This window comes from Enterobacter cloacae complex sp. 2024EL-00227 (assembly GCF_043945315.1).
In the GTDB taxonomy this organism is placed as follows: domain Bacteria; phylum Pseudomonadota; class Gammaproteobacteria; order Enterobacterales; family Enterobacteriaceae; genus Enterobacter; species Enterobacter roggenkampii.
Window position 1 is genome coordinate 471,012 of the sequence record NZ_JBIMQP010000003.1, and the last position, 18,704, is coordinate 489,715.

Annotated in this window: 18 protein-coding genes; 8 read left to right on the forward strand and 10 right to left on the reverse strand. The window is 54.7% G+C overall.

The features are described from left to right. Positions 1 to 13: 13 nt before the first annotated feature. Entirely contained in the window at positions 14 to 805 is a 792-nt protein-coding gene (gene kdgR / locus ACHH0Z_RS08020) for a DNA-binding transcriptional regulator KdgR (protein ID WP_008500482.1), read from the reverse strand. A gap of 178 nt (positions 806 to 983) precedes the next feature. On the opposite strand from kdgR, the gene ACHH0Z_RS08025 reads away from it, so the two are divergent. Further along, complete coding sequence (locus ACHH0Z_RS08025) at positions 984 to 2,357, forward strand: MFS transporter (RefSeq protein ID WP_032675029.1); 1,374 nt, start codon at positions 984 to 986, stop codon at positions 2,355 to 2,357. A gap of 50 nt (positions 2,358 to 2,407) precedes the next feature. Here the strand turns inward: ACHH0Z_RS08025 and htpX are convergent, their stop codons facing one another. From htpX to ACHH0Z_RS08045, 4 genes are all read right to left on the reverse strand, one after another. Then, positions 2,408 to 3,289 carry a protease HtpX gene (htpX, locus tag ACHH0Z_RS08030; RefSeq protein WP_014884290.1) on the reverse strand — a complete coding sequence of 294 codons (882 nt, stop codon included), beginning with the start codon at positions 3,287 to 3,289 and terminating at the stop codon, positions 2,408 to 2,410. A gap of 193 nt (positions 3,290 to 3,482) precedes the next feature. Then, positions 3,483 to 5,531, reverse strand: coding sequence for a carboxy terminal-processing peptidase (prc, locus tag ACHH0Z_RS08035; RefSeq protein ID WP_025910096.1), 2,049 nt, complete (start codon positions 5,529 to 5,531; stop codon positions 3,483 to 3,485). Between the two features lie 19 nt (positions 5,532 to 5,550). Then, positions 5,551 to 6,237, reverse strand: a complete 687-nt coding sequence (gene proQ / locus ACHH0Z_RS08040) for an RNA chaperone ProQ (RefSeq protein WP_014884292.1) — start codon at positions 6,235 to 6,237, stop codon at positions 5,551 to 5,553. Positions 6,238 to 6,333: 96 nt separating this feature from the next. After that, positions 6,334 to 6,831 (reverse strand): GAF domain-containing protein, encoded by a 498-nt coding sequence (locus tag ACHH0Z_RS08045; protein WP_008500476.1) that lies wholly within the window; start codon positions 6,829 to 6,831, stop codon positions 6,334 to 6,336. A 132-nt stretch (positions 6,832 to 6,963) separates the two neighbouring features. On the opposite strand from ACHH0Z_RS08045, the gene yebS reads away from it, so the two are divergent. The 4 genes from yebS to ACHH0Z_RS08065 all read left to right on the forward strand — a co-directional run bounded on the left by yebS (position 6,964) and on the right by ACHH0Z_RS08065 (position 12,715). Further along, positions 6,964 to 8,247, forward strand: coding sequence for a membrane integrity lipid transport subunit YebS (gene yebS / locus ACHH0Z_RS08050; RefSeq protein ID WP_021240425.1), 1,284 nt, complete (start codon positions 6,964 to 6,966; stop codon positions 8,245 to 8,247). After that, the gene (locus tag ACHH0Z_RS08055) at positions 8,216 to 10,849 is read left to right on the forward strand and encodes a PqiB family protein (protein WP_025910088.1); all 2,634 of its coding nucleotides are present in this window, start codon (positions 8,216 to 8,218) and stop codon (positions 10,847 to 10,849) included. Before yebS ends, ACHH0Z_RS08055 begins: the two co-directional genes overlap by 32 nt. A 77-nt stretch (positions 10,850 to 10,926) precedes the next feature. Then, positions 10,927 to 12,369, forward strand: a complete 1,443-nt coding sequence (gene rsmF / locus ACHH0Z_RS08060) for a 16S rRNA (cytosine(1407)-C(5))-methyltransferase RsmF (RefSeq protein ID WP_032675030.1) — start codon at positions 10,927 to 10,929, stop codon at positions 12,367 to 12,369. Positions 12,370 to 12,475: 106 nt separating this feature from the next. Next, on the forward strand, positions 12,476 to 12,715 hold the full coding sequence (locus ACHH0Z_RS08065; RefSeq protein WP_008500472.1) for a YebV family protein: 240 nt from the start codon (positions 12,476 to 12,478) through the stop codon (positions 12,713 to 12,715). Positions 12,716 to 12,749: 34 nt separating this feature from the next. Here ACHH0Z_RS08065 and pphA read toward each other — a convergent pair whose 3' ends face one another. Further along, on the reverse strand, positions 12,750 to 13,394 hold the full coding sequence (gene pphA, locus ACHH0Z_RS08070; protein WP_045410488.1) for a protein-serine/threonine phosphatase: 645 nt from the start codon (positions 13,392 to 13,394) through the stop codon (positions 12,750 to 12,752). Between the two features lie 166 nt (positions 13,395 to 13,560). Between pphA and ACHH0Z_RS08075 the strand changes: the two genes are divergently transcribed. After that, positions 13,561 to 14,502 carry a VirK/YbjX family protein gene (locus tag ACHH0Z_RS08075; protein ID WP_021240429.1) on the forward strand — a complete coding sequence of 314 codons (942 nt, stop codon included), beginning with the start codon at positions 13,561 to 13,563 and terminating at the stop codon, positions 14,500 to 14,502. A gap of 305 nt (positions 14,503 to 14,807) precedes the next feature. Here the strand turns inward: ACHH0Z_RS08075 and ACHH0Z_RS08080 are convergent, their stop codons facing one another. The 4 genes from ACHH0Z_RS08080 to yobA form a co-directional block, all read right to left on the reverse strand. After that, on the reverse strand, positions 14,808 to 15,299 hold the full coding sequence (locus ACHH0Z_RS08080; protein WP_023293949.1) for a hypothetical protein: 492 nt from the start codon (positions 15,297 to 15,299) through the stop codon (positions 14,808 to 14,810). Positions 15,300 to 15,953: 654 nt separating this feature from the next. Continuing rightward, on the reverse strand, positions 15,954 to 16,292 hold the full coding sequence (locus ACHH0Z_RS08085; RefSeq protein WP_032652385.1) for a YebY family protein: 339 nt from the start codon (positions 16,290 to 16,292) through the stop codon (positions 15,954 to 15,956). A gap of 16 nt (positions 16,293 to 16,308) precedes the next feature. After that, complete coding sequence (copD, locus tag ACHH0Z_RS08090) at positions 16,309 to 17,178, reverse strand: copper homeostasis membrane protein CopD (protein WP_045410490.1); 870 nt, start codon at positions 17,176 to 17,178, stop codon at positions 16,309 to 16,311. A 1-nt stretch (position 17,179) separates the two neighbouring features. Next, positions 17,180 to 17,551, reverse strand: coding sequence for a CopC domain-containing protein YobA (yobA, locus tag ACHH0Z_RS08095; protein ID WP_045410491.1), 372 nt, complete (start codon positions 17,549 to 17,551; stop codon positions 17,180 to 17,182). A gap of 137 nt (positions 17,552 to 17,688) precedes the next feature. On the opposite strand from yobA, the gene ACHH0Z_RS08100 reads away from it, so the two are divergent. Next, the gene (locus ACHH0Z_RS08100) at positions 17,689 to 17,919 is read left to right on the forward strand and encodes a DNA polymerase III subunit theta (RefSeq protein ID WP_008500465.1); all 231 of its coding nucleotides are present in this window, start codon (positions 17,689 to 17,691) and stop codon (positions 17,917 to 17,919) included. 110 nt (positions 17,920 to 18,029) lie between these two features. After that, positions 18,030 to 18,680 carry a carbon-nitrogen hydrolase family protein gene (locus ACHH0Z_RS08105; RefSeq protein WP_045410493.1) on the forward strand — a complete coding sequence of 217 codons (651 nt, stop codon included), beginning with the start codon at positions 18,030 to 18,032 and terminating at the stop codon, positions 18,678 to 18,680. Positions 18,681 to 18,704: the final 24 nt, after the last annotated feature.

Here is an 18,704-nt window from a genome sequence, read left to right on the forward strand (position 1 = left end):
ATTTCAGCAGGGATTAAAACGGGTAGTCGTGATAGCCCATCTGTTCAGAAATTTTACGTGCGGCAGTGTGCAGAATAGTCACATACTCATGCAGACGCTCTTCGGAGAAGCGTAAGGTTGGGAAAGAGATGCTTAAGCCCGCAATCACCACCCCAAAGCGGTCAAATACCGGGACGCCGATACAGCGCAGCCCCTCTTCCTGCTCTTCGTTATCTTCGCCATACCCTTGCTCGCGCACGCGGTCGAGCACCGTCAGCAGCGCTTCCGTACTGGTAATGGTTCGTTCCGTGCTGCGCTTGTATTCCACGCCTTCGAGGATCTGCTCCACTTCCTCGCGATCGCGCCACGCCAGCAGAACCTTACCAATCGCGGTACTGTAGAGCGGGTTGCGGCGCCCAATGCGCGAATACATGCGCAGATTGTACATGGAGTCGATTTTATGGATGTAAACGATGCTGTCTTCATCCAGCGCACCGAGATGAATGGTCTCTTTGGTCAGGCGAGAGATTTCACGCATCTGAATGTCCGCGCTGCGGATCAGGTCAACATTTTGTAGCGCACGCGCACCTAATTCAAACAGCTTCAGCGTCAGAGAATATTTTTCAGATTCGCCTTCCTGCGCAACGTAACCCAATGACTTCATGGTTTGCAAAAAGCGATAAACGGTGCTTTTTGACATCATCACGCGCTGTGACAGCTCTGTAATACCTATTTCACGCTCTTCTCCAAGCGCCTGTAAGATGCCAAACACCTTCAGCACGGAAGAAACAGAATCTGGTTGTTTATCCAAATCCGCAATAGCCATTTACCACCTCATAGCGAGTGTTTTATAAAAATCAGAACTGGTTTTTATTATAAGTTCCCGTCATGTCAGCTGCAATCAATCCGCGTTTACTTCGTTACAAATCTGCGACATATCGCGGCTGTAACAATGCTAAAATAGTTACCCTGAGAATAATTTCACGCTGAGCTTTTTACTCCTGATGGACAAGAATCTTTCCGATGGCCTGCCATTACCCCAGCGGTATGGCGCAATAGCGACCATCATTATCGGTATCTCCATGGCCGTCCTTGACGGCGCGATTGCGAACGTTGCCCTGCCAACCATCGCCAGCGACCTGCATGCCTCACCCGCCAGTTCGATTTGGATTGTTAACGCCTACCAGATTGCGATTGTGGTTTCACTGCTCTCGTTCTCTTTCCTGGGCGATATGTTCGGTTACCGCCGGGTGTATCAGTGTGGCCTGGTGGTTTTCACGTTTACCTCCCTGTTCTGCGCCCTTTCAGATTCACTGCATACCCTGACGCTTGCGCGCATCGCCCAAGGTTTTGGCGGCGCGGCGTTGATGAGCGTAAACACGGCGCTGATCCGCTTGATTTATCCCCAGCGCCATCTGGGGCGCGGGATGGGGATAAACTCGTTTATTGTGGCCGTCTCTTCAGCCGCCGGGCCAACCATTGCGGCGGCGATCCTTTCCGTCGCGTCATGGCAATGGCTGTTCGCCATTAACGTGCCGCTGGGTATCCTCGCGATCTTCTTTGCCCTGCGCTTTCTTCCCGCTAACGGTCCCAAAATCAGCATGCCGCGCTTCGACGTGACGAGTGCGGTGATGAATGCCCTGACCTTCGGCCTGCTGATTACGGCGCTGAGCGGCTTTGCGCAAGGACAATCGCTGATGCTTACCGGCGCGGAGCTCATCGCCCTGCTGGCGATCGGCTTCTTCTTTGTTCGCCGCCAGCTCACCCTCCCCGCGCCTTTGCTGCCCGTTGATCTGCTGCGAATTCCCCTCTTTTCGCTCTCCATTTGCACGTCCGTCTGCTCGTTTTGCGCCCAGATGCTGGCTCTGGTTTCTCTGCCCTTCTTTCTGCAGAGCGTGGTAGGCCGGTCAGAAGTGGAGACCGGACTGCTGCTCACCCCCTGGCCGCTGGCGACCATGGTGATGGCCCCGCTGGCAGGTTACTTAATTGAACGCGTTCATGCCGGTTTACTCGGGGCGCTGGGGCTGGCGGTGATGGCGACAGGCCTTTTCGCACTGGCATTGCTGCCCTCGTCGCCTTCCGATCTGGACATTATCTGGCGCATGATCCTCTGCGGCGCGGGGTTTGGGCTGTTCCAGTCCCCCAATAACCACACCATTATCACCTCAGCACCGCGCCATCGCAGCGGAGGGGCCAGCGGCATGTTGGGAACCGCGCGTCTGCTTGGGCAAAGCACCGGTGCAGCGCTGGTCGCCCTGATGTTTAACCTCGCAGGCCAGAACGGCAACCATGTTGCCCTCCTCACCGCCGGTGTACTTGCCACCCTCGCGGCTATCGTCAGCGGCCTGCGGGTGACCCAGCCCAGGGTTCAGGCATAAAAAAAGCCGGGCGGAGTGTTCTCCTGCCCGGCTTATTGTGTTTTGTTGCGTTACTTCAGGTATTCCCCACTGCGCAGCGCTTCAATACGTTTATCCAGCGGCGGGTGAGACATAAACAGCTCGCTCAGCGATTTGGATTTACCGTTAATGCAGAAGGCCATCATGCTGTTCGCTTCCTGCGGCTCGTAGGAGGTTTTCAGACGCTGCAGCGCGGCAATCATCTTCTCGCGACCAACCAGCTTCGCAGAACCGGCATCCGCGTGGAATTCACGGTGGCGGGAGAACCACATCGTGATGATGCTCGCCAGAATACCGAATACCAGTTCCAGCACCATCGACACGGCAAAATAGATCAGCGGGTTGCCGTTGCTCTCTTCGCCTTCGTCACGGTTGCCGCCCATGAAGCCAGCGGCAATCTGCGCCAGAATGCGGGAGATAAAGATCACGAAGGTGTTTACCACGCCCTGAATCAGGGTCATGGTCACCATGTCACCGTTTGCGATATGGCTGATTTCGTGGGCGATAACCGCTTCGGCTTCGTCACGGCTCATGTTCTGCAGCAGTCCGGTGCTAACAGCGACCAGTGACGCATCGCGGCGGGCACCCGTGGCGAACGCGTTGATGTCCGGAGCATGGTAAATGGCCACCTGCGGCATGGCGATCCCGGCCTGACGGGATTGCTGAGCCACCGTATTCATCAGCCACTGTTCCATATCGTTACGCGGCTGTTCAATAACCTCACCCCCTACCGATTTCAATGCCATCCACTTCGACATCAGCAGGGAGATGAACGAGCCACCAAAACCAAACAGCAGCGCCATAATCAACAGACCCTGAACGCTGCTCGACTGAATTCCTGTCAGGCTTAGCACAAGCCCGAAAACCACCATCACCGCCAGGTTGGTGAGCAGGAAGAGCGCGATTCGCATCATAATTTTCTTTTTACCTCAGTTTAACAAAACGCACTATGCGATTACCCACATCGTATGGGTATTGCGGCTATTTTCAAGCATCCGGCGGGCGTAAGTCACCAGAAAGACACAACTTTACACAATTGAAAATCTGGCTGACGGAAGGATGAAGAACAAAAAGAAACAGGCACAATCTCTTGTGCCTGTTGGGAGGTTATTTTGCCGGAGCGGGCTGTACGGCAGGTTTCTCTTTTTCCTGATTCGCCAGGTCGAGCGCGATATGCACCGTCTCGTCGAGATACGGATCCGGCTCCTGGTAATCTTTTGGCAGATCGTCCAGTTTCTTGAGCAGAGGTTTACCTTCACGCTTGAAGCGATCGTTGATACGCGCCAGGCGGGTTGCATCGTCTTCGTTGTTCTCTTTTTCACGCTGCGCGTAGTTCAGAGAAACAATATTCCGCTTATCCTTCAGAGCATTGAATCGCGCAATGTCCTTCATGATGTACTGGAACTCCGGATCTTTCGCGATGCGGTCGTTATGCGCCTTCAGCAGCTCAGGGCCAAATTGCGTCATATCACCCGCTTTCACGTAGGTCGCGGCATTGATGCTGTCCCACGGCAACGCGTTATCTTCAAACTTCTCGCCGGTTTCCGTCTCCTGGGTGCCTGTCGGCATGATAATGTCCGGCGTGACACCCTTACGCTGCGTACTGCCGCCGTTTACGCGGTAGAATTTCTGAATGGTGTACTGAACCGAGCCCAGTGCAGGCCATTCCGGACGCAGCATCTGATCGTAAATCCGATTCAGAGAGCGGTACTGCTGAACGGTGCCTTTACCGAAGGTTGGCTCACCGACGATCAGCGCGCGGCCATAGTCCTGCATGGCTGCGGCAAAGATCTCAGACGCGGAAGCGCTGAAGCGGTCAACGAGAACAACCAGCGGGCCTTTGTAGTAGACCACACCGTCATTGTCCGCATCTTCGCGCACTTTACCGTTGTTATCGCGCACCTGAACAACCGGGCCAGATGGGATGAACAGGCCAGAGAGTGAAACCGCTTCCGTCAGCGCCCCGCCGCCGTTACTGCGCAGGTCGATGATGATGCTGCTGACGTTCTGCTTTTCAAGTTTCTGCAGCTGAACTTTTACATCGTCAGTCAACCCGACGTAGAAGCCAGGAATATCCAGGACACCCACCTTCTCTTTACCCACGGTTTTCACCGACATTTTCACCGCGCGGTCTTCCAGACGGATACGCTCACGGGTCAGGGTAACGATACGGGTTTTGGTGCCTTTTCCGGCTGGCAGAATTTCCAGACGAACCTTGCTGCCCTTCGGACCTTTGATCAGCGCAACCACGTCATCAAGACGCCAGCCGATCACATCGACCATGTTCTGGCCGGTTTGTCCCACACCCACAATGCGATCGCCTACGCTAATGGCTTTGCTTTTGGATGCCGGGCCACCCGCGACCATCGAATTGATCACCGTATAATCATCGTCCATCTGCAGCACCGCGCCGATACCTTCCAGAGACAGGCTCATTTCGGTATTAAACTGCTCGGTGTTGCGAGGTGAGAGATAGTTTGTGTGCGGATCGATTTCGTGCGCAAAGGCCGTCATGGCCAGTGAGAAAACATCCTCACTGTTGGTCTGTGCCAGGCGACGAATGGCAAATTTGTAACGACGCGTCAGCGTGTCACGGATCTCTTTTTCGTCTTTGCCGGTGAGCTTAAGGCTCAGCTCGTCGTATTTCACTTTGCCGTCCCACAGCGCATTCAGCTCGGCTTCATCTTTTGGCCAGGGCGCTTTGCTGCGGTCCAGATTGAAGGTGTCGTTGCCGGTGAAGTCCATCGGACGTTCCAGCACTTTCAGCGCGTACTGATAGCGTTCGAAGCGGCGCTTTTGCGACAGGTTGTAGAGATCGTAGAAGAGATCCAGCTTGCCTGAACGCAACTCGTCACCCACCTCGGATTTCCGCTTAGCGAACTGCTCGACATCGCTGGCGAGCAAAACGTTATGGCTGTAATCCAGCAAGTTCAGATAGCGGTCAAAGATTTTGGCCGAAAAGGCCTGATCGAGATCGAACTGACGATAGTGCGAACGGGTGAAACGTGAGGTCACGCGCTCGCTCACCGTCGCGTGCTGCGTCTCTTCCTTGAGTACCGGAATTTGATCAACACGCGTGATATCGTCCACTGCAAAGGCGTGACCTGTTATAGCAAACAGGCCCGCCAGCGCGGTGAGCTTAAAAAAAGTGTTCATGCCAGGCTTGGCCTCCGTTTCAGAACAACAAGTGTTCTGCGCGTACAATCATTGACATGCCAGAAGTCAGCTGTACACGAACGCCATCTTTGGTGATTTCCAGTACGGTGGCGTCCATAGCATTGTTACCCGCTTTTACCTTCAGTGCCTGACCCACGCTCAGGGCGTTGATGTCAGAAACCGGCGTATGGCGCGGCTCTTCACGAGGGGCACGCGGGGCTTTTGCTGCTGGTTTGTCTGCACGCGGTTTGCGATCGTTATTATCGTGACGACGCGGCGCAGGGCGTGGTTTACGCTCACGACGAGGCGCTTCTTCCTGGCCGTTTGCCGCGGCGGCTTCGCGTTTTTTCGCTTGCTGTTCTGCACGTTGTGCCTGAACGCGTGCTTTGGCTTCTTCCAGCTGCTTGCGCGCGTGCTCAACGTGCTGCTCGTCCAGCTCACCGCAAGGGTTGCCGTCGAGATCCACGCGGGTCGCGCCAGGTTTGATACCGTACAGGTAACGCCAGCTCGAAGTATAAAGACGTAAGGCGGAACGCAGCTGAGTTTTGCTGAGGTTCATTTCCCCTTCAACACGCGCCACCAGATCCTGAAAAATACCGACTTTCAGGGGACGAGCTTCGCCTTCCGCGCTGAAGCACTGCGGGAAACGCTCGGCCAGAAATGCGATAACTTCTTTACTGCTATTCAACTTAGGTTGATTTTCCATGAAATTTCCTGATTACAACGGACGTTGCCAACAAGCGCAGGCATGAACAGGCGTCATTATAATGACGCTATCCGTAAATGCTACGTTATCCGTTGATTATCCTGCGACGCTCGCAAAGAATTTTTGATAATCGGTTGCTGCGAGTACGTTTTCCAGATTCGCCACCAGCTCGCGCAGCCCCTGTTCGTCCTCGGTTGTAAAGCGACTGAAGACCGTACTGTCGATGTCCAGAACGCCAATAATCTGATTTTTGACCACCAGCGGCAGAACGATTTCAGAATTACTGGCGGCATCACAGGCGATGTGCCCGTCAAACGCATGAACGTCTTCCACACGCTGGACCTGATTCTCGGCCACCGCCGTGCCGCATACGCCACGCCCTACCGGAATACGCACGCAGGCCAGTTTGCCCTGGAACGGACCGAGCACCAGCGTTTCACCTTCCAGAAGGTAAAAGCCCGCCCAGTTCACGTCAGAGAGACGTTCAAACAGCAATGCGCTAGTATTTGCCAGAGTGGCTAAGAAGCTGGTCTCACCCGCCATCAATGCCTTAAAATCGCGGTTCAGATCCGCGTAGAATTCTGTTTTGTTCATTATTCAATCACTTAGTTGTCTTACAAAATTACCGCATAGCCTATTAAAATAAGCATTAAATGCGCTCATGCTCAAGATGAATCCGTTCATGAGTTATTATAACTTTCAACAATACTTATTTGTGCGCAGCTGATGGCCTTAAAAACAACCAAAATTACGCCGACGAGAAAGATAACTGTCCATACGGTAAGCGAAGCTTTGCCTCGTGCACATTATCAGCGTTGCCCCCAGTGCGATACGCTTTTTATGTTGCCGAAGATGAAATCGCACCAAAGTGCCTTCTGTCCCCGCTGTGACGCCAAAATTCGCGATGGCCGCGACTGGTCGTTGACCCGCCTCGCCGCCATGGCCGTTACCATGCTGCTGCTGATGCCCTTCGCCTGGAGTGAGCCGCTGCTAAAACTCTACCTGCTCGGCGTGCGCATTGACGCCAACGTGCTGCAGGGCATCTGGCAGATGACCCGTCAGGGCGATCCCATCACCGCCGCGATGGTGCTGTTCTGCACCGTCGGCGCACCGCTGGTGCTGGTTGCCGCCATTGCCTATCTCTGGTTTGGCAACATTCTTGGCATGAACCTTCGCCCGGTGCTGCTGATGCTGGACAAGCTCAAAGAGTGGGTGATGCTGGATATTTATCTGGTGGGCGTGGGGGTTGCGTCAATAAAGGTGCAGGACTACGCCTTTTTGCAGCCCGGCGTCGGACTCTTTGCCTTCATCTGTCTGGTATTGCTGAGCATCCTGACGCTGATCCACCTGAACGTTGAGCAGCTTTGGGAGCGATTCTACCCTCAGCGCCCCGCCACGCGTCCCGATGAAAATCTGCGCGTCTGTCTGGGTTGCCACTATACCGGGTTACCCGACACGCGCGGACGCTGCCCGCGGTGCCACATTCCGTTGAGACTGCGGCGCAATAACAGCCTGCAAAAATGCTGGGCGGCGCTGATCGCCTCCCTGGTGTTCCTGATCCCCGCCAATATGCTGCCGATTTCCATCATTTACGTGAATGGTGGACGTCAGGAGGATACTATCCTCTCCGGGATTATCTCCCTTGCGCACAGCAATGTCGGGGTGGCGGCAATCGTCTTTATTGCCAGTATCCTGGTTCCCTTTACCAAAGTGGTGGTGATGATTACCCTGCTCATCAGCATTCACTTAAAGTGTGAACAAGGTTTACGGACCCGCATTTTGCTTCTGCGATTCGTCACCTGGATTGGCCGCTGGTCAATGTTAGATCTGTTCGTGATTTCGCTGATGATGTCGCTCATCAATCGCGATCAGTTACTTGCTTTTACAATGGGACCCGCGGCTTTTTATTTCGGCTCTGCGGTGATATTGACTATTCTTGCTGTGGAATGGCTGGATAGCCGCTTACTTTGGGATGCACATGAGTCAGGAAACCCCCGCTTCGCCGACTGAAGCGAGAATTAAAACAAAACGCCGCATTTCGCCATTCTGGTTGCTGCCCGTCATCGCCCTGATGATTGCAGGCTGGCTTATCTGGACAAGCTATGAGGATCGCGGCAGTACCGTCACCATTGATTTCCAGACCGCCGACGGCATCGTCGCCGGGCGAACCCCCGTTCGCTTCCAGGGGGTTGAAGTGGGTACGGTTCAGGATATCTCCCTTGGAAAAGGGCTGAACAAGATTCAGGTGCGGGTCAGTATCAAATCTGACATGCAGGATGCCCTGCGCAGCGAAACGCAGTTCTGGCTGGTGACGCCAAAAGCCTCGCTGGCCGGTGTTTCCGGTCTGGATGCGCTCGTCGGCGGTAACTATATCGGCATGATGCCCGGCAAAGGCGAACCGCAGGATCACTTTGTGGCTCTGGATACGCAGCCCAAATACCGCCTCAATAACGGCGATTTGATGATTCATCTCCAGGCGCCGGACCTCGGTTCCCTGAACAGCGGCTCCCTGGTCTATTTTCGTAAGATCCCGGTTGGCCGCGTGTATGACTACGCGATTAACCCGAATAAACAGGGCGTCACCATTGATGTGCTGATCGAACGTCGCTTCACCAATCTGGTGAAAAAAGGCAGCCGCTTCTGGAACGTGTCCGGCGTGGATGCCGACCTCAGCCTGAGCGGTGCGAAAGTGAAGCTGGAGAGTCTGGCCGCACTGGTGAACGGCGCCATCGCCTTTGACTCCCCGGAAAACTCAAGCCCTGCCACCGCTGATGACACGTTCGGATTATACGCCGATCTGGCGCACAGCCAGCGCGGCGTGATCGTCAAACTCGCCCTTCCCGATGCTAAAGGACTAAAAGCGGGTTCAACGCCACTGATGTATCAGGGTCTGCAGGTCGGCCAGCTCACCAAAATGACGCTCAACCCGGGCGGTTCGGTCACCGGCGAAATGACGGTCGATCCGAGCGTGGTCGATCTCCTGCGTGAGAAAACACGCATCGAAATGCGCAGTCCAAAGCTCTCTCTTAACGATGCCAGCCTCAGCACGCTGCTGACCGGCAATACCTTTGAGCTGATCCCCGGGGAAGGTCAGCCCAGCAATAGCTTCGTGATTGCCCCGGCGGATAAAGCCCTGCTGCAAAAGCCGGGCGTCGTGACGGTTACGCTCAATGCGCCAGAAAGCTATGGCATTGAAGCCGGTCAGCCGTTGATTTTACACGGCGTGCAGGTGGGACAGGTGCTGGAGCGCAAGCTCTCCGCGGATGGGGTGCAATTCTCCGTCGCCATCGATCCGCAATACAGAGACCTGGTACATGGCGACAGTAAATTCGTGGTGAACAGTCGCGTCGACGTGAAGGTAGGACTGGACGGCGTGGAGTTTCTCGGCGCCAGCGCCAGCGAATGGGTGAACGGCGGCATCCGTATTTTGCCGGGGGATAAAGGCCCCGTGCGCGACAGCTACCCGCTGTATGCCAACCTTGAGAAAGCGATTGAAAACAGCCTGAGCGATCTTCCTACCACCACGCTGACGTTAAGCGCCGAGACCCTGCCGGACGTTCAGGCGGGCTCCGTGGTGCTGTATCGCAAGTTTGAAGTCGGGGAAGTGATCACCGTTCGCCCGCGTGCCGACGCCTTTGATATCGAACTGCACATCAAGCCGGAGTACCGCAAGCTGCTGACGCCGAACAGCGTCTTCTGGGCTGAAGGCGGCGCGAAAGTGCAGCTGAACGGTAACGGACTGACCGTACAGGCCTCTCCGCTGTCACGCGCGCTGCGCGGGGCGATTAGCTTCGATAACCTCAGCGGAGCGGGCGCGAACCTGCGTAAAGGCGATAAGCGAATTCTCTTCCCGTCCGAGACCGCCGCACGCGCCGTGGGCGGGCAGATTACCCTGCACGCGTTTGACGCCGGCAAGCTGGCGGAAGGCATGCCCATCCGCTACCTGGGCATTGATATCGGGCAGATCCAGAAGCTGACGCTGATCACCTCGCGCAACGAGGTGCAGGCTACCGCCGTGCTCTACCCGGAATATGTGCAGACCTTTGCGCGCGCGGGTTCGCGCTTCTCGGTGGTGACACCGCAGATCTCGGCCGCAGGCGTTGAGCATCTCGACACCATTTTGCAGCCGTACATCAACGTTGAGCCCGGCCAGGGCAATGCCCGTCGTGATTTCGAGCTGCAGGAAGCCACGATCACCGACTCGCGCTACCTTGGTGGCCTGAGCATCGTGGTGGAAGTGCCGGAAGCCGGCTCGCTGAGCATCGGCACGCCGGTCCTGTTCCGCGGCATTGAGGTCGGTACGGTCACGGGCCTGACGCTCGGGACCCTCTCCGACCGCGTGATGGTGGCGCTACGCATCAGCGAACGCTACCAGCACCTGGTGCGTAATAACTCGGTGTTCTGGCTGGCATCCGGCTACTCGCTGGACTTCGGCCTGACGGGAGGCGTGGTGAAAACCGGGACCTTCAACCAGTTCATTCGCGGTGGTATTGCGTTTGCCACACCGCCGGGGACGCCGCTGGCGCCGAAAGCGCAGCCGGGTAAACATTTCCTGCTGCTCGAAAGCGAACCGAAAGAGTGGCGCGAATGGGGAACCGCCCTGCCGCGTTAATCTGCAAGGCTCCGGTGTCAACGCACCGGAGCCTTTATGTTACACTGCGCACCTGAACTTTTCCCTGTGGTGTGCCCGTGGCTCAAAACTCCGTATTTCTTCCTGAACAATTCCTGGCGCAGATGCGCGAGGCGCTTCCTTCTCACCTGTCGTTAGACGATTTTATCGCCGCCTGCCAACGTCCGTTACGCCGCAGTATTCGCGTCAACACGCTGAAAATCAGCGTCGAGGATTTTCTGGCGCTGGTCGCGCCCTACAGCTGGCAGCTTACGCCGGTACCGTGGTGCGCTGAGGGGTTCTGGATCGAGCGCGATGACGAAAACGCCGTGCCGTTGGGAAGCACCGCTGAACATCTGAGCGGCCTGTTCTATATCCAGGAAGCCAGCTCGATGCTGCCGGTGGCTGCTCTGTTTGCAGAGGGCAATGCGCCCGAGCGCGTGATGGATGTGGCCGCGGCGCCTGGCTCAAAAACCACACAGATTGCCGCCCGTATGGGTAACCGCGGCGCGATCCTCGCCAACGAGTTTTCCGCCAGCCGCGTGAAGGTATTGCATGCCAACATCAGCCGCTGCGGTATTCATAACGTTGCCCTGACGCACTTCGACGGCCGCGTGTTTGGCGCTGCCCTGCCGGAAGCCTTCGACGCCATTCTGCTGGACGCTCCCTGCTCCGGCGAAGGGGTGGTGCGTAAAGATCCCGATGCGTTAAAGAACTGGTCGGTGGAAAGCAACCTTGAGATCGCCGCCACGCAGCGGGAGCTGATCGAGAGCGCATTCCATGCCCTTCGCCCAGGCGGCACGCTGGTCTATTCAACGTGCACCTTAAACCGCGATGAAAACGAAGACGTCTGCCTGTGGCTGAAAGCGCAATACCCGGATGCGGTCGAATTCCTGCCGCTTAACGATCTGTTTGTCTCAGCACAGGAGGCGATTACGCCGGAGGGTTTCCTCCACGTATTCCCGCAGATTTACGACTGCGAAGGCTTCTTTGTGGCACGTCTGCGTAAAACGCAGGCGGTTGCTCCCCTGCCCGCCCCCAAATTCAAGGTCGGCACCTTCCCGTTTGCCCCCCTCAAAGGGCGCGATGCAGCACAGCTTGTCGCCGCCGCCGAAAAAATTGGCCTGGTCTGGGATGAGAGCCTGCACCTCTGGATGCGTGATAAAGAGGTATGGCTGTTCCCGGCTGAGATCGAACCGCTCATCGGAAAGGTCCGTTTTTCCCGAATCGGGATCCGCCTGGCGGAAGTGCATAATAAAGGCTATCGCTGGCAGCATGAGGCCGTCATCGCCCTTGCCGGGCACGAGAATGCCTTTGCCCTGACGCATCAGGAAGCCGAAGAGTGGTACCGTGGTCGCGATGTCTATCCTGACAGCACGCCATCAGGCGATGAAGTGATCGTGACGTATCAGGGATACCCGCTCGGGCTGGCAAAAAAAGTCGGTTCACGACTGAAAAACAGCTATCCGCGCGAGCTGGTTCGGGATGGACGACTGTTTACCGGTAACGATCGCACGGCCTGAAAAAAAGCGCATTTTTTTACTGGCGATTTTGCTCTCCTTGTCTACGATCAAAAATGGGTGGCCGTACTGGTCATACCAGATTTTGACAACCGACCCGGAGAGCACTATGACGAAAACCAGCGTGCGTATTGGCGCTTTTGAGATCGACGACGCAGAACTGCGCGGCGAAGCGCAAGGCGATCGAACGTTAAGTATTCCCTGCAAATCCGACCCGGATTTGTGCATGCAGCTCGATGCATGGGATGCAGACACCAGCGTCCCGGCAATACTTGATGGCGAACATTCTGTCCTTTACCGTGAGCATTACGATAGTAAAACCGATGCCTGGGTCATGCGTCTTGCCTGACCTAAAGAGAACCCGCCCGAAGGCGGGTTATTTATTACTGCAGCTGCGCCAGCGTAAAGTAACCGTCAAATACGGCGCCCGTATCAATGTAGTGGAGATTGTCAAAATCATACCTTCTGTCGACGGGCGTATGTCCGAACCAGAAATGATCCGCACCGCTGATGCCCTGCCCTTTACCCACCATAAACCCCATCAACCGATCGCGATCCCATAAAACGCGCTGGGCGCTCACCTGTTTTTGCCAGCGGTATTCCGCTGCCGGATAATCCGCATGAGCAATCACGTTCAGACCGTTCGCACAGGTTATCTCGATGATATGCGGTAAATCGTGACAGGCCTCGAGCAACGATAGCGCAAGCTGTTGCTGGTCCCGTTCAAGTTGCCTGAACCATATTCCGCCATTCATTGTCCAGAGTGAAAAATCGTTATTATCCAGACTGTCGAGCGCCATTTGCTCATGGTTGCCCCGGACGGCAAGAAACCATTTTTCATTGATAAGCTGTAATGATTTAACGCTGTCCGGACCGCGATCGATCATATCCCCAACGGAAATAAGCAAATCCTCATACGGATTAAAATGACGGCGTTTAAGCTCATCCATAAGCCGCTGATAACAGCCATGTATATCGCTGACCACCCAGACGTGACGCCACATTCCACCTTCAATTCGCTGATACATAGCCCCTCCTTTTAACAGTATAGCCGCCACAGAAAGGGCAACAGCCGGGCGTGGTCCTCACGAAGTGAAACAAACGGTAAACCAAACAGAAATAAAGATCCGTGCGCTATTAATCCCTTTTTCCTGGCTCTTTAGAATAAGGGTATAAAAAAAGAGGGGTCTTCACGTGTCTAATACGCACCTGCATAACGATGTTTTCTATCCGCATCGCACAAATATTATTTCTGAGCTGGTGAACGGCAAACGCGTGCCGGGGCCGATCTGGCGCAAGCGCGAATATCGCCTGAAGTTCCTGTTACGTTCGCTGGTGTTCTGGTCTTCTACCCATCGCATGCTGGAGGCGCTTTCTGGTCGCGACGATTTCGACAGACTTCTGGCCTCTCAAATTACATTGCCGAGCAAAACCCACCGGCAGTACCTGATGCGCGGTTTGACGGCTAACGATCGCGCCGACGCGATCGTTAGCCATTATTACTGGATTGATAGCCTGAAAGAGAGCGGCCTCGCCCTGGCACTGACCAGCCCACAGGAGAAGCCCGTTGCGCAGTTCCATGCAAAAGACGGAGTTATCTATACGGTTAATGCGTCCTCTGCGGGGAAAGCCGAGCGTGAAGGCGAAAGCACGCTTTGGCTTCGCGACAACGAGGATACGCTGCTGGCCAGCCTGACCTTTAGCGTCGCGCGCAGCAATGGGCAACAGGTCATGGTCATCGGTGGGCTTCAGGGCCCCCGCCGCAGCGTAACGCGTGACGTTATTAAACAGGCCACCCGCGCCTGCCACGGTTTGTTCCCTAAGCGCGTGTTGATGGAAGTGCTTTTCCAGCTGGCTGCACAGTCCTCCGTCCGGGCGATTTTTGCCGTCAGCGATGAGGGCCACGTATTCCGTGCGCTGCGCTATCGCCTCAGCAAAGGCCGCCATTTCCACGCCAGCTATGATGAATTTTGGGCCTCTCTGGACGGTAAAAAGCTCTCAGCCTTCTGCTGGCAGCTGCCGCTACAGATGGCGCGTAAATCGCTTGAAGAGATTGCCAGTAAAAAACGCGCTGAATACCGCCGTCGTTTTGAGCTGCTTGATGAAATTGAGGCGTCGGTTAAATCGCACTTTTAGACCCCGCACGCGCTTTGTTGAATTGCAATAGAAAAATTAACAAGGCAGGCAAACGGGCTGAATTTAGCTATGCCGTGTTGTGAATTACAAAAAAGTTCTTAAGGGATGCTCTGTATCGTAAAGGTAGCGTTCGAAACGATTTCTTTTACACCACAATTAACCTTTTATCATTCAAATACTTAAGCATTAAAAACCCGTCAAATACGGGTTTTTAATGCTTACCAATACATCCATTCGGTCTGAATGTCGTTGTGCGCTGAGTTCCAAAATATTATCGAACTGAAGAACAAGCAGAGAGCTTTAATTCAGTTACATGCTTTTGCATAAAGTTCATTAAATGCTTTAATCTGAGATCGAACTTCATCGACCAGAAATTTATCATCAGTTGCGTAAGCTATCGGTCGTCGTGAATACTTGAAGCCCAGAACCAAATGATATGGTTCGGCAGCAATAAAACGAGCACCTATTTTTCGGCCTAGTTGAGTCTCACCAGAGAGAATACCGCAAACATAGAGATGCCCTTCAGAATGATGTAATGACATTTCCGTAAAAGAAACTGGCTTGGTTGTATCTAAGTCGCTGTCACAGAAACCAATCATCATTTTCCTTGTTTGCTTATCTTCAAAATTTTTTGCAAGCTGCTCTTTGAACACATTGCAACTATCAGGATTTCCTGCCCCGCGCTTAAAGAATTCAATCACTGCTGGTTTTACAGCTTCAAAATTGTATTGTTCTTGAGCATGACTGCACTGGGCCACAGTTAAGAGTATAAACAGGAGTAAATTCTTTGTTTTCATGGACGCCATTCCCTAAAAATATCTCTTAACATATCGGCAGATTTTGGATTTACCCAACTTATTTTATCCAAATGTTCGAACCCCGCTCCGCGGAGAAAGAAAACCTGGACCGCTAACTCCTGACGGTCTTCCCCGGGCGTTCGAGAGATAAGGGGTTCGCCCGGGTTGAAATTCGGACCTAACTCGCCACCTTTCCATGAGAGCAGAAGCCTCGCGAACAGACCCTATGAAAAGGAGCGCGGAGAGGAATTTGCTCAATGCTTGCTCGGCCACAAAAATTTAACAATGACCAAAAAATACCTGGACGTACGCGGTGCAGATTATGTTATGGTTTAGACAGGATATGGAATATTCGAGTAATTCTCGGGGCATTTCGTGTAAAGACCGAAAAACCCTTGAAAAACAAAAAGATAAAAAGAGACCGAATACGATTCCTGTATTCGGTCCAGGGAAATGGCTCTTGGGAGAGAGCCGTGCGCTAAAAGTTGGCATTAATGCAGGCTAAGTCGCCTTGCCTTTTAAGAATAGATGACGACGCCAGGTTTTCCAGTCCACAGCTAAAGCGGTCGGAAAAAAAGCGCCAGAGCATCATAAAATGTGAAAAACCGCAGTGCTTTCGCAAGCATCTGCGGTTTTTTATTGGAAACCTGAACGTTAGCAGAGCTTGTCGGCGCGCTCGATAAACGGGGCCAGGCTCATTTTCTGTCCCGGATTCTCCGGGTCATCGATCTGAATGATGCTAATCGGCTGGCCGCTGCTCTTTCCGCTGGCCACCTGCTGCTCGGCGGTTTCATTTAACGGGTATTGCACCAGCGTGCTCGGGTTGATGGCATACAACGCATGGCCCGGACGGCAGGTCAGCATCACCTCTTCGCGGTTGAACGCCCATTTATCCTTACCCACTTCAAAACGGCTGACGGTGATAACCTGCGGTGCGGCAAACGCGCTCCCCGTGCAGGCCAGCAATATGAGAGAAAGTACTGTCTTTTTCATATGATATTTAACCTTGTCAGAAGGGTTCCCAGGTGGCGAACAGACTGACCGTTGCCAGTACCAGCGCCCCCAGCACCACTTCTGCCTGTGTCATCCTGATAAAAATCTGTTGTGCTCGCCCGGTCTCCGGACGAAACCGTGGCACCAGAAAATACCGATTTGCCAGCGCAATTACCACCATCAACGCCACCAGCGCACATTTGAACAACAAAAACTGCACGTAGTCAGCCTGCCAGGGAATATGGACGCCCAGTATCATGAGTGCATTGATCGCTCCGCTGAGCAGCACGCCCGCGACCGCATAATGGCCCACGCGCGAGAAGCGCATCATGGTATAGATGGCGGCATTCTGCCAGCGCCCTTTCGCCAGACGCATGCAGAACAGCAGGGGCAGTAATCCGCCAAGCCAGGTAGCAGCACAGATCAGGTGAAAAGCGTGATTAAGGCGCTGCAGCGCCCCCATCGGACCGTCGTTCATCGCCGCGTGCCCTACCCCCGCCAGCAGGATAAGCTGCCCCATGGCGAGCAGCAGCAGCCGCGAACCCTTCAGCGGCGCGAGCCATGCTGCAGCGACCGTCATCGCAGCGAGAATCATTTGCCACAGCCAGACGCCGCCAAACTGTGTCCTCATTACGCCGGACCAGACCTGTGGGGCAAATACATCGCCCCAACCGTTACCCATCTGCCCGCCCTGAAGCATAAACATCAGGAGTGCAGCCGCCAGGCTCACAAAAGCCGCCACTTTCTGCTGCAGCTGGAAACGTCGGGACATCAGCCGCTGGAGAGAGGAAGGCGCAAACCAGACGCTGTAAAGCGCGTTGCCAAAAATCAGCATCAGCGCCCCGAAATGGATAAAGCGAAACCCGATATAACACAGCGCCAGCATGCTATTTCACGCTAAAGTGATAGCTACCTTTGGTTTTATGACCGTCTACCGAGACGACATGCCAGTCTACCTGGTACGTCCCTGGCGTCAGCGTCTGGTCCAGCGGAACGGTGAGCTGCGCCTTGTTCTTTTCGTCGCGCGTGGCGGTTCCCGTTTTGATGACCTGCTTTTGCGCATCCGTCACCACCACACCGCTAAATCCCGGTTCGATGCCTTCTGAAAAATTCAGCGTAAGTGCCTGCGGAGCGCTCACCACGCTGTCCGCTGTCGGGATCGGCTGCTTAAGGTGCGCATGCGCCAGCACGGAGGGGGTCATCATTGTAGAGGCCAGAAAAACCAGTGCGCATACCGCGCGGGAAGCGGAGAAACCCATCGCAATCATTCCTTTTTGTTATGTCTGTATGCTAAAGAATAACGCTGTATAATAAACGAGTCGAGGATCATCCTGCCTCCGCTTGTCATCGTCGTGCAATCGCGGTAACGTTGCCGCCGCATAAAAAGGAGAAGGTAATGAAGATCAATCTGGCCGCCCTTCCACAGGACGAGATGGATAAAGTGAATGTCGATCTCGCTGCCGCTGGCGTCGCGTTTAAAGAGCGTTACAACATGCCTGTCGTGGCTGAAGTCGTTGAACGGGAACAGCCCGCCCATCTGCGCGACTGGTTTCGCGAAAGACTCATCGCCCACCGTCTCGCCTCGGTCAACCTCTCCCGTTTACCGTACGAACCTAAAGTTAAATAAGCTTAACGAGCCGTTACACTTCCTTACGCTGAATCTGGCAGGATAAGAAAACCCTGATAAATTTAGGTGTATTCTTAAATCCCTGCGACTCAGTGTATAAGGAAGTCACGATGTCACATTGGAATATAGCGGCGGCCCAGTATAGCGGGCAGCATCAGAGTGTCGATGACCATATCACGCACCACCTGCGCTTCATCGCCGAAGCAGCACGGCAAGGGTGCGATCTGCTGGTGTTTCCTGAACTGTCATTAACAGGCTCGGGAACGACGACGTTACCTCTCCCACCCGGCGACGTCCAGCTGGAACCGCTGCTCGACGCGGCGCATCGTTACCGAATAACCGTGATTGCCGGGCTCCCCGTGGAGCGGGATGGTCAGCGCCAGAAAGGTCTCGCGCTCTTCACCCCCGCTCGTCAACGCATCCTTCGCTACCCGCAAGGTGGCGGAGCCAGCCTGGTGCCGGGAGAGAAACAGCTTAGCATTATTGATGCGCATGCCGATTCCCCCAATCTCGATCCCAGAGCGTCGCTGTTTACCAGCTGTCAGTCAGTGGAGGATAACCGCTGGCGGCAGTCCATCAGTACCCTGCAGCGCTTCGCGCATAAATATGCCATAGCGGTGCTGATGGCGAACGCCTGCGGCGGTAGCGCGCTGTGGGATGAAAAAGGCCAGCTGATCGTTCGCGCGGATAAGGGCGAGCTGCTGTTGACCGGCACGCTCGGCGGAGAGGGTTGGCAAGGCGATATCATTCCTTTAGGCTAGGCGTTTTAAGCTCAGGAGTGTTCA

Excerpts from the sequence above, each read along its gene's own strand:
- copD (WP_045410490.1), bottom strand. The coding sequence starts at position 17,178 with ATGCTGGCGCTGTGTTATATCGGGTTTCGCTTTATCCATTTCGGGGCG.
- ACHH0Z_RS08105 (WP_045410493.1), top strand. The coding sequence starts at position 18,030 with ATGTCACATTGGAATATAGCGGCGGCCCAGTATAGCGGGCAGCATCAG.
- proQ (WP_014884292.1), bottom strand. The coding sequence starts at position 6,237 with ATGGAAAATCAACCTAAGTTGAATAGCAGTAAAGAAGTTATCGCATTT.
- ACHH0Z_RS08025 (WP_032675029.1), top strand. The coding sequence starts at position 984 with ATGGACAAGAATCTTTCCGATGGCCTGCCATTACCCCAGCGGTATGGC.
- ACHH0Z_RS08085 (WP_032652385.1), bottom strand. The coding sequence starts at position 16,292 with ATGAAAAAGACAGTACTTTCTCTCATATTGCTGGCCTGCACGGGGAGC.
- ACHH0Z_RS08045 (WP_008500476.1), bottom strand. The coding sequence starts at position 6,831 with ATGAACAAAACAGAATTCTACGCGGATCTGAACCGCGATTTTAAGGCA.
- ACHH0Z_RS08080 (WP_023293949.1), bottom strand. The coding sequence starts at position 15,299 with ATGAAAACAAAGAATTTACTCCTGTTTATACTCTTAACTGTGGCCCAG.
- pphA (WP_045410488.1), bottom strand. The coding sequence starts at position 13,394 with ATGTATCAGCGAATTGAAGGTGGAATGTGGCGTCACGTCTGGGTGGTC.
- yobA (WP_045410491.1), bottom strand. The coding sequence starts at position 17,551 with ATGGGTTTCTCCGCTTCCCGCGCGGTATGCGCACTGGTTTTTCTGGCC.
- ACHH0Z_RS08055 (WP_025910088.1), top strand. The coding sequence starts at position 8,216 with ATGAGTCAGGAAACCCCCGCTTCGCCGACTGAAGCGAGAATTAAAACA.
- htpX (WP_014884290.1), bottom strand. The coding sequence starts at position 3,289 with ATGATGCGAATCGCGCTCTTCCTGCTCACCAACCTGGCGGTGATGGTG.
- ACHH0Z_RS08100 (WP_008500465.1), top strand. The coding sequence starts at position 17,689 with ATGAAGATCAATCTGGCCGCCCTTCCACAGGACGAGATGGATAAAGTG.
- yebS (WP_021240425.1), top strand. The coding sequence starts at position 6,964 with ATGGCCTTAAAAACAACCAAAATTACGCCGACGAGAAAGATAACTGTC.
- ACHH0Z_RS08065 (WP_008500472.1), top strand. The coding sequence starts at position 12,476 with ATGACGAAAACCAGCGTGCGTATTGGCGCTTTTGAGATCGACGACGCA.
- prc (WP_025910096.1), bottom strand. The coding sequence starts at position 5,531 with ATGAACACTTTTTTTAAGCTCACCGCGCTGGCGGGCCTGTTTGCTATA.
- kdgR (WP_008500482.1), bottom strand. The coding sequence starts at position 805 with ATGGCTATTGCGGATTTGGATAAACAACCAGATTCTGTTTCTTCCGTG.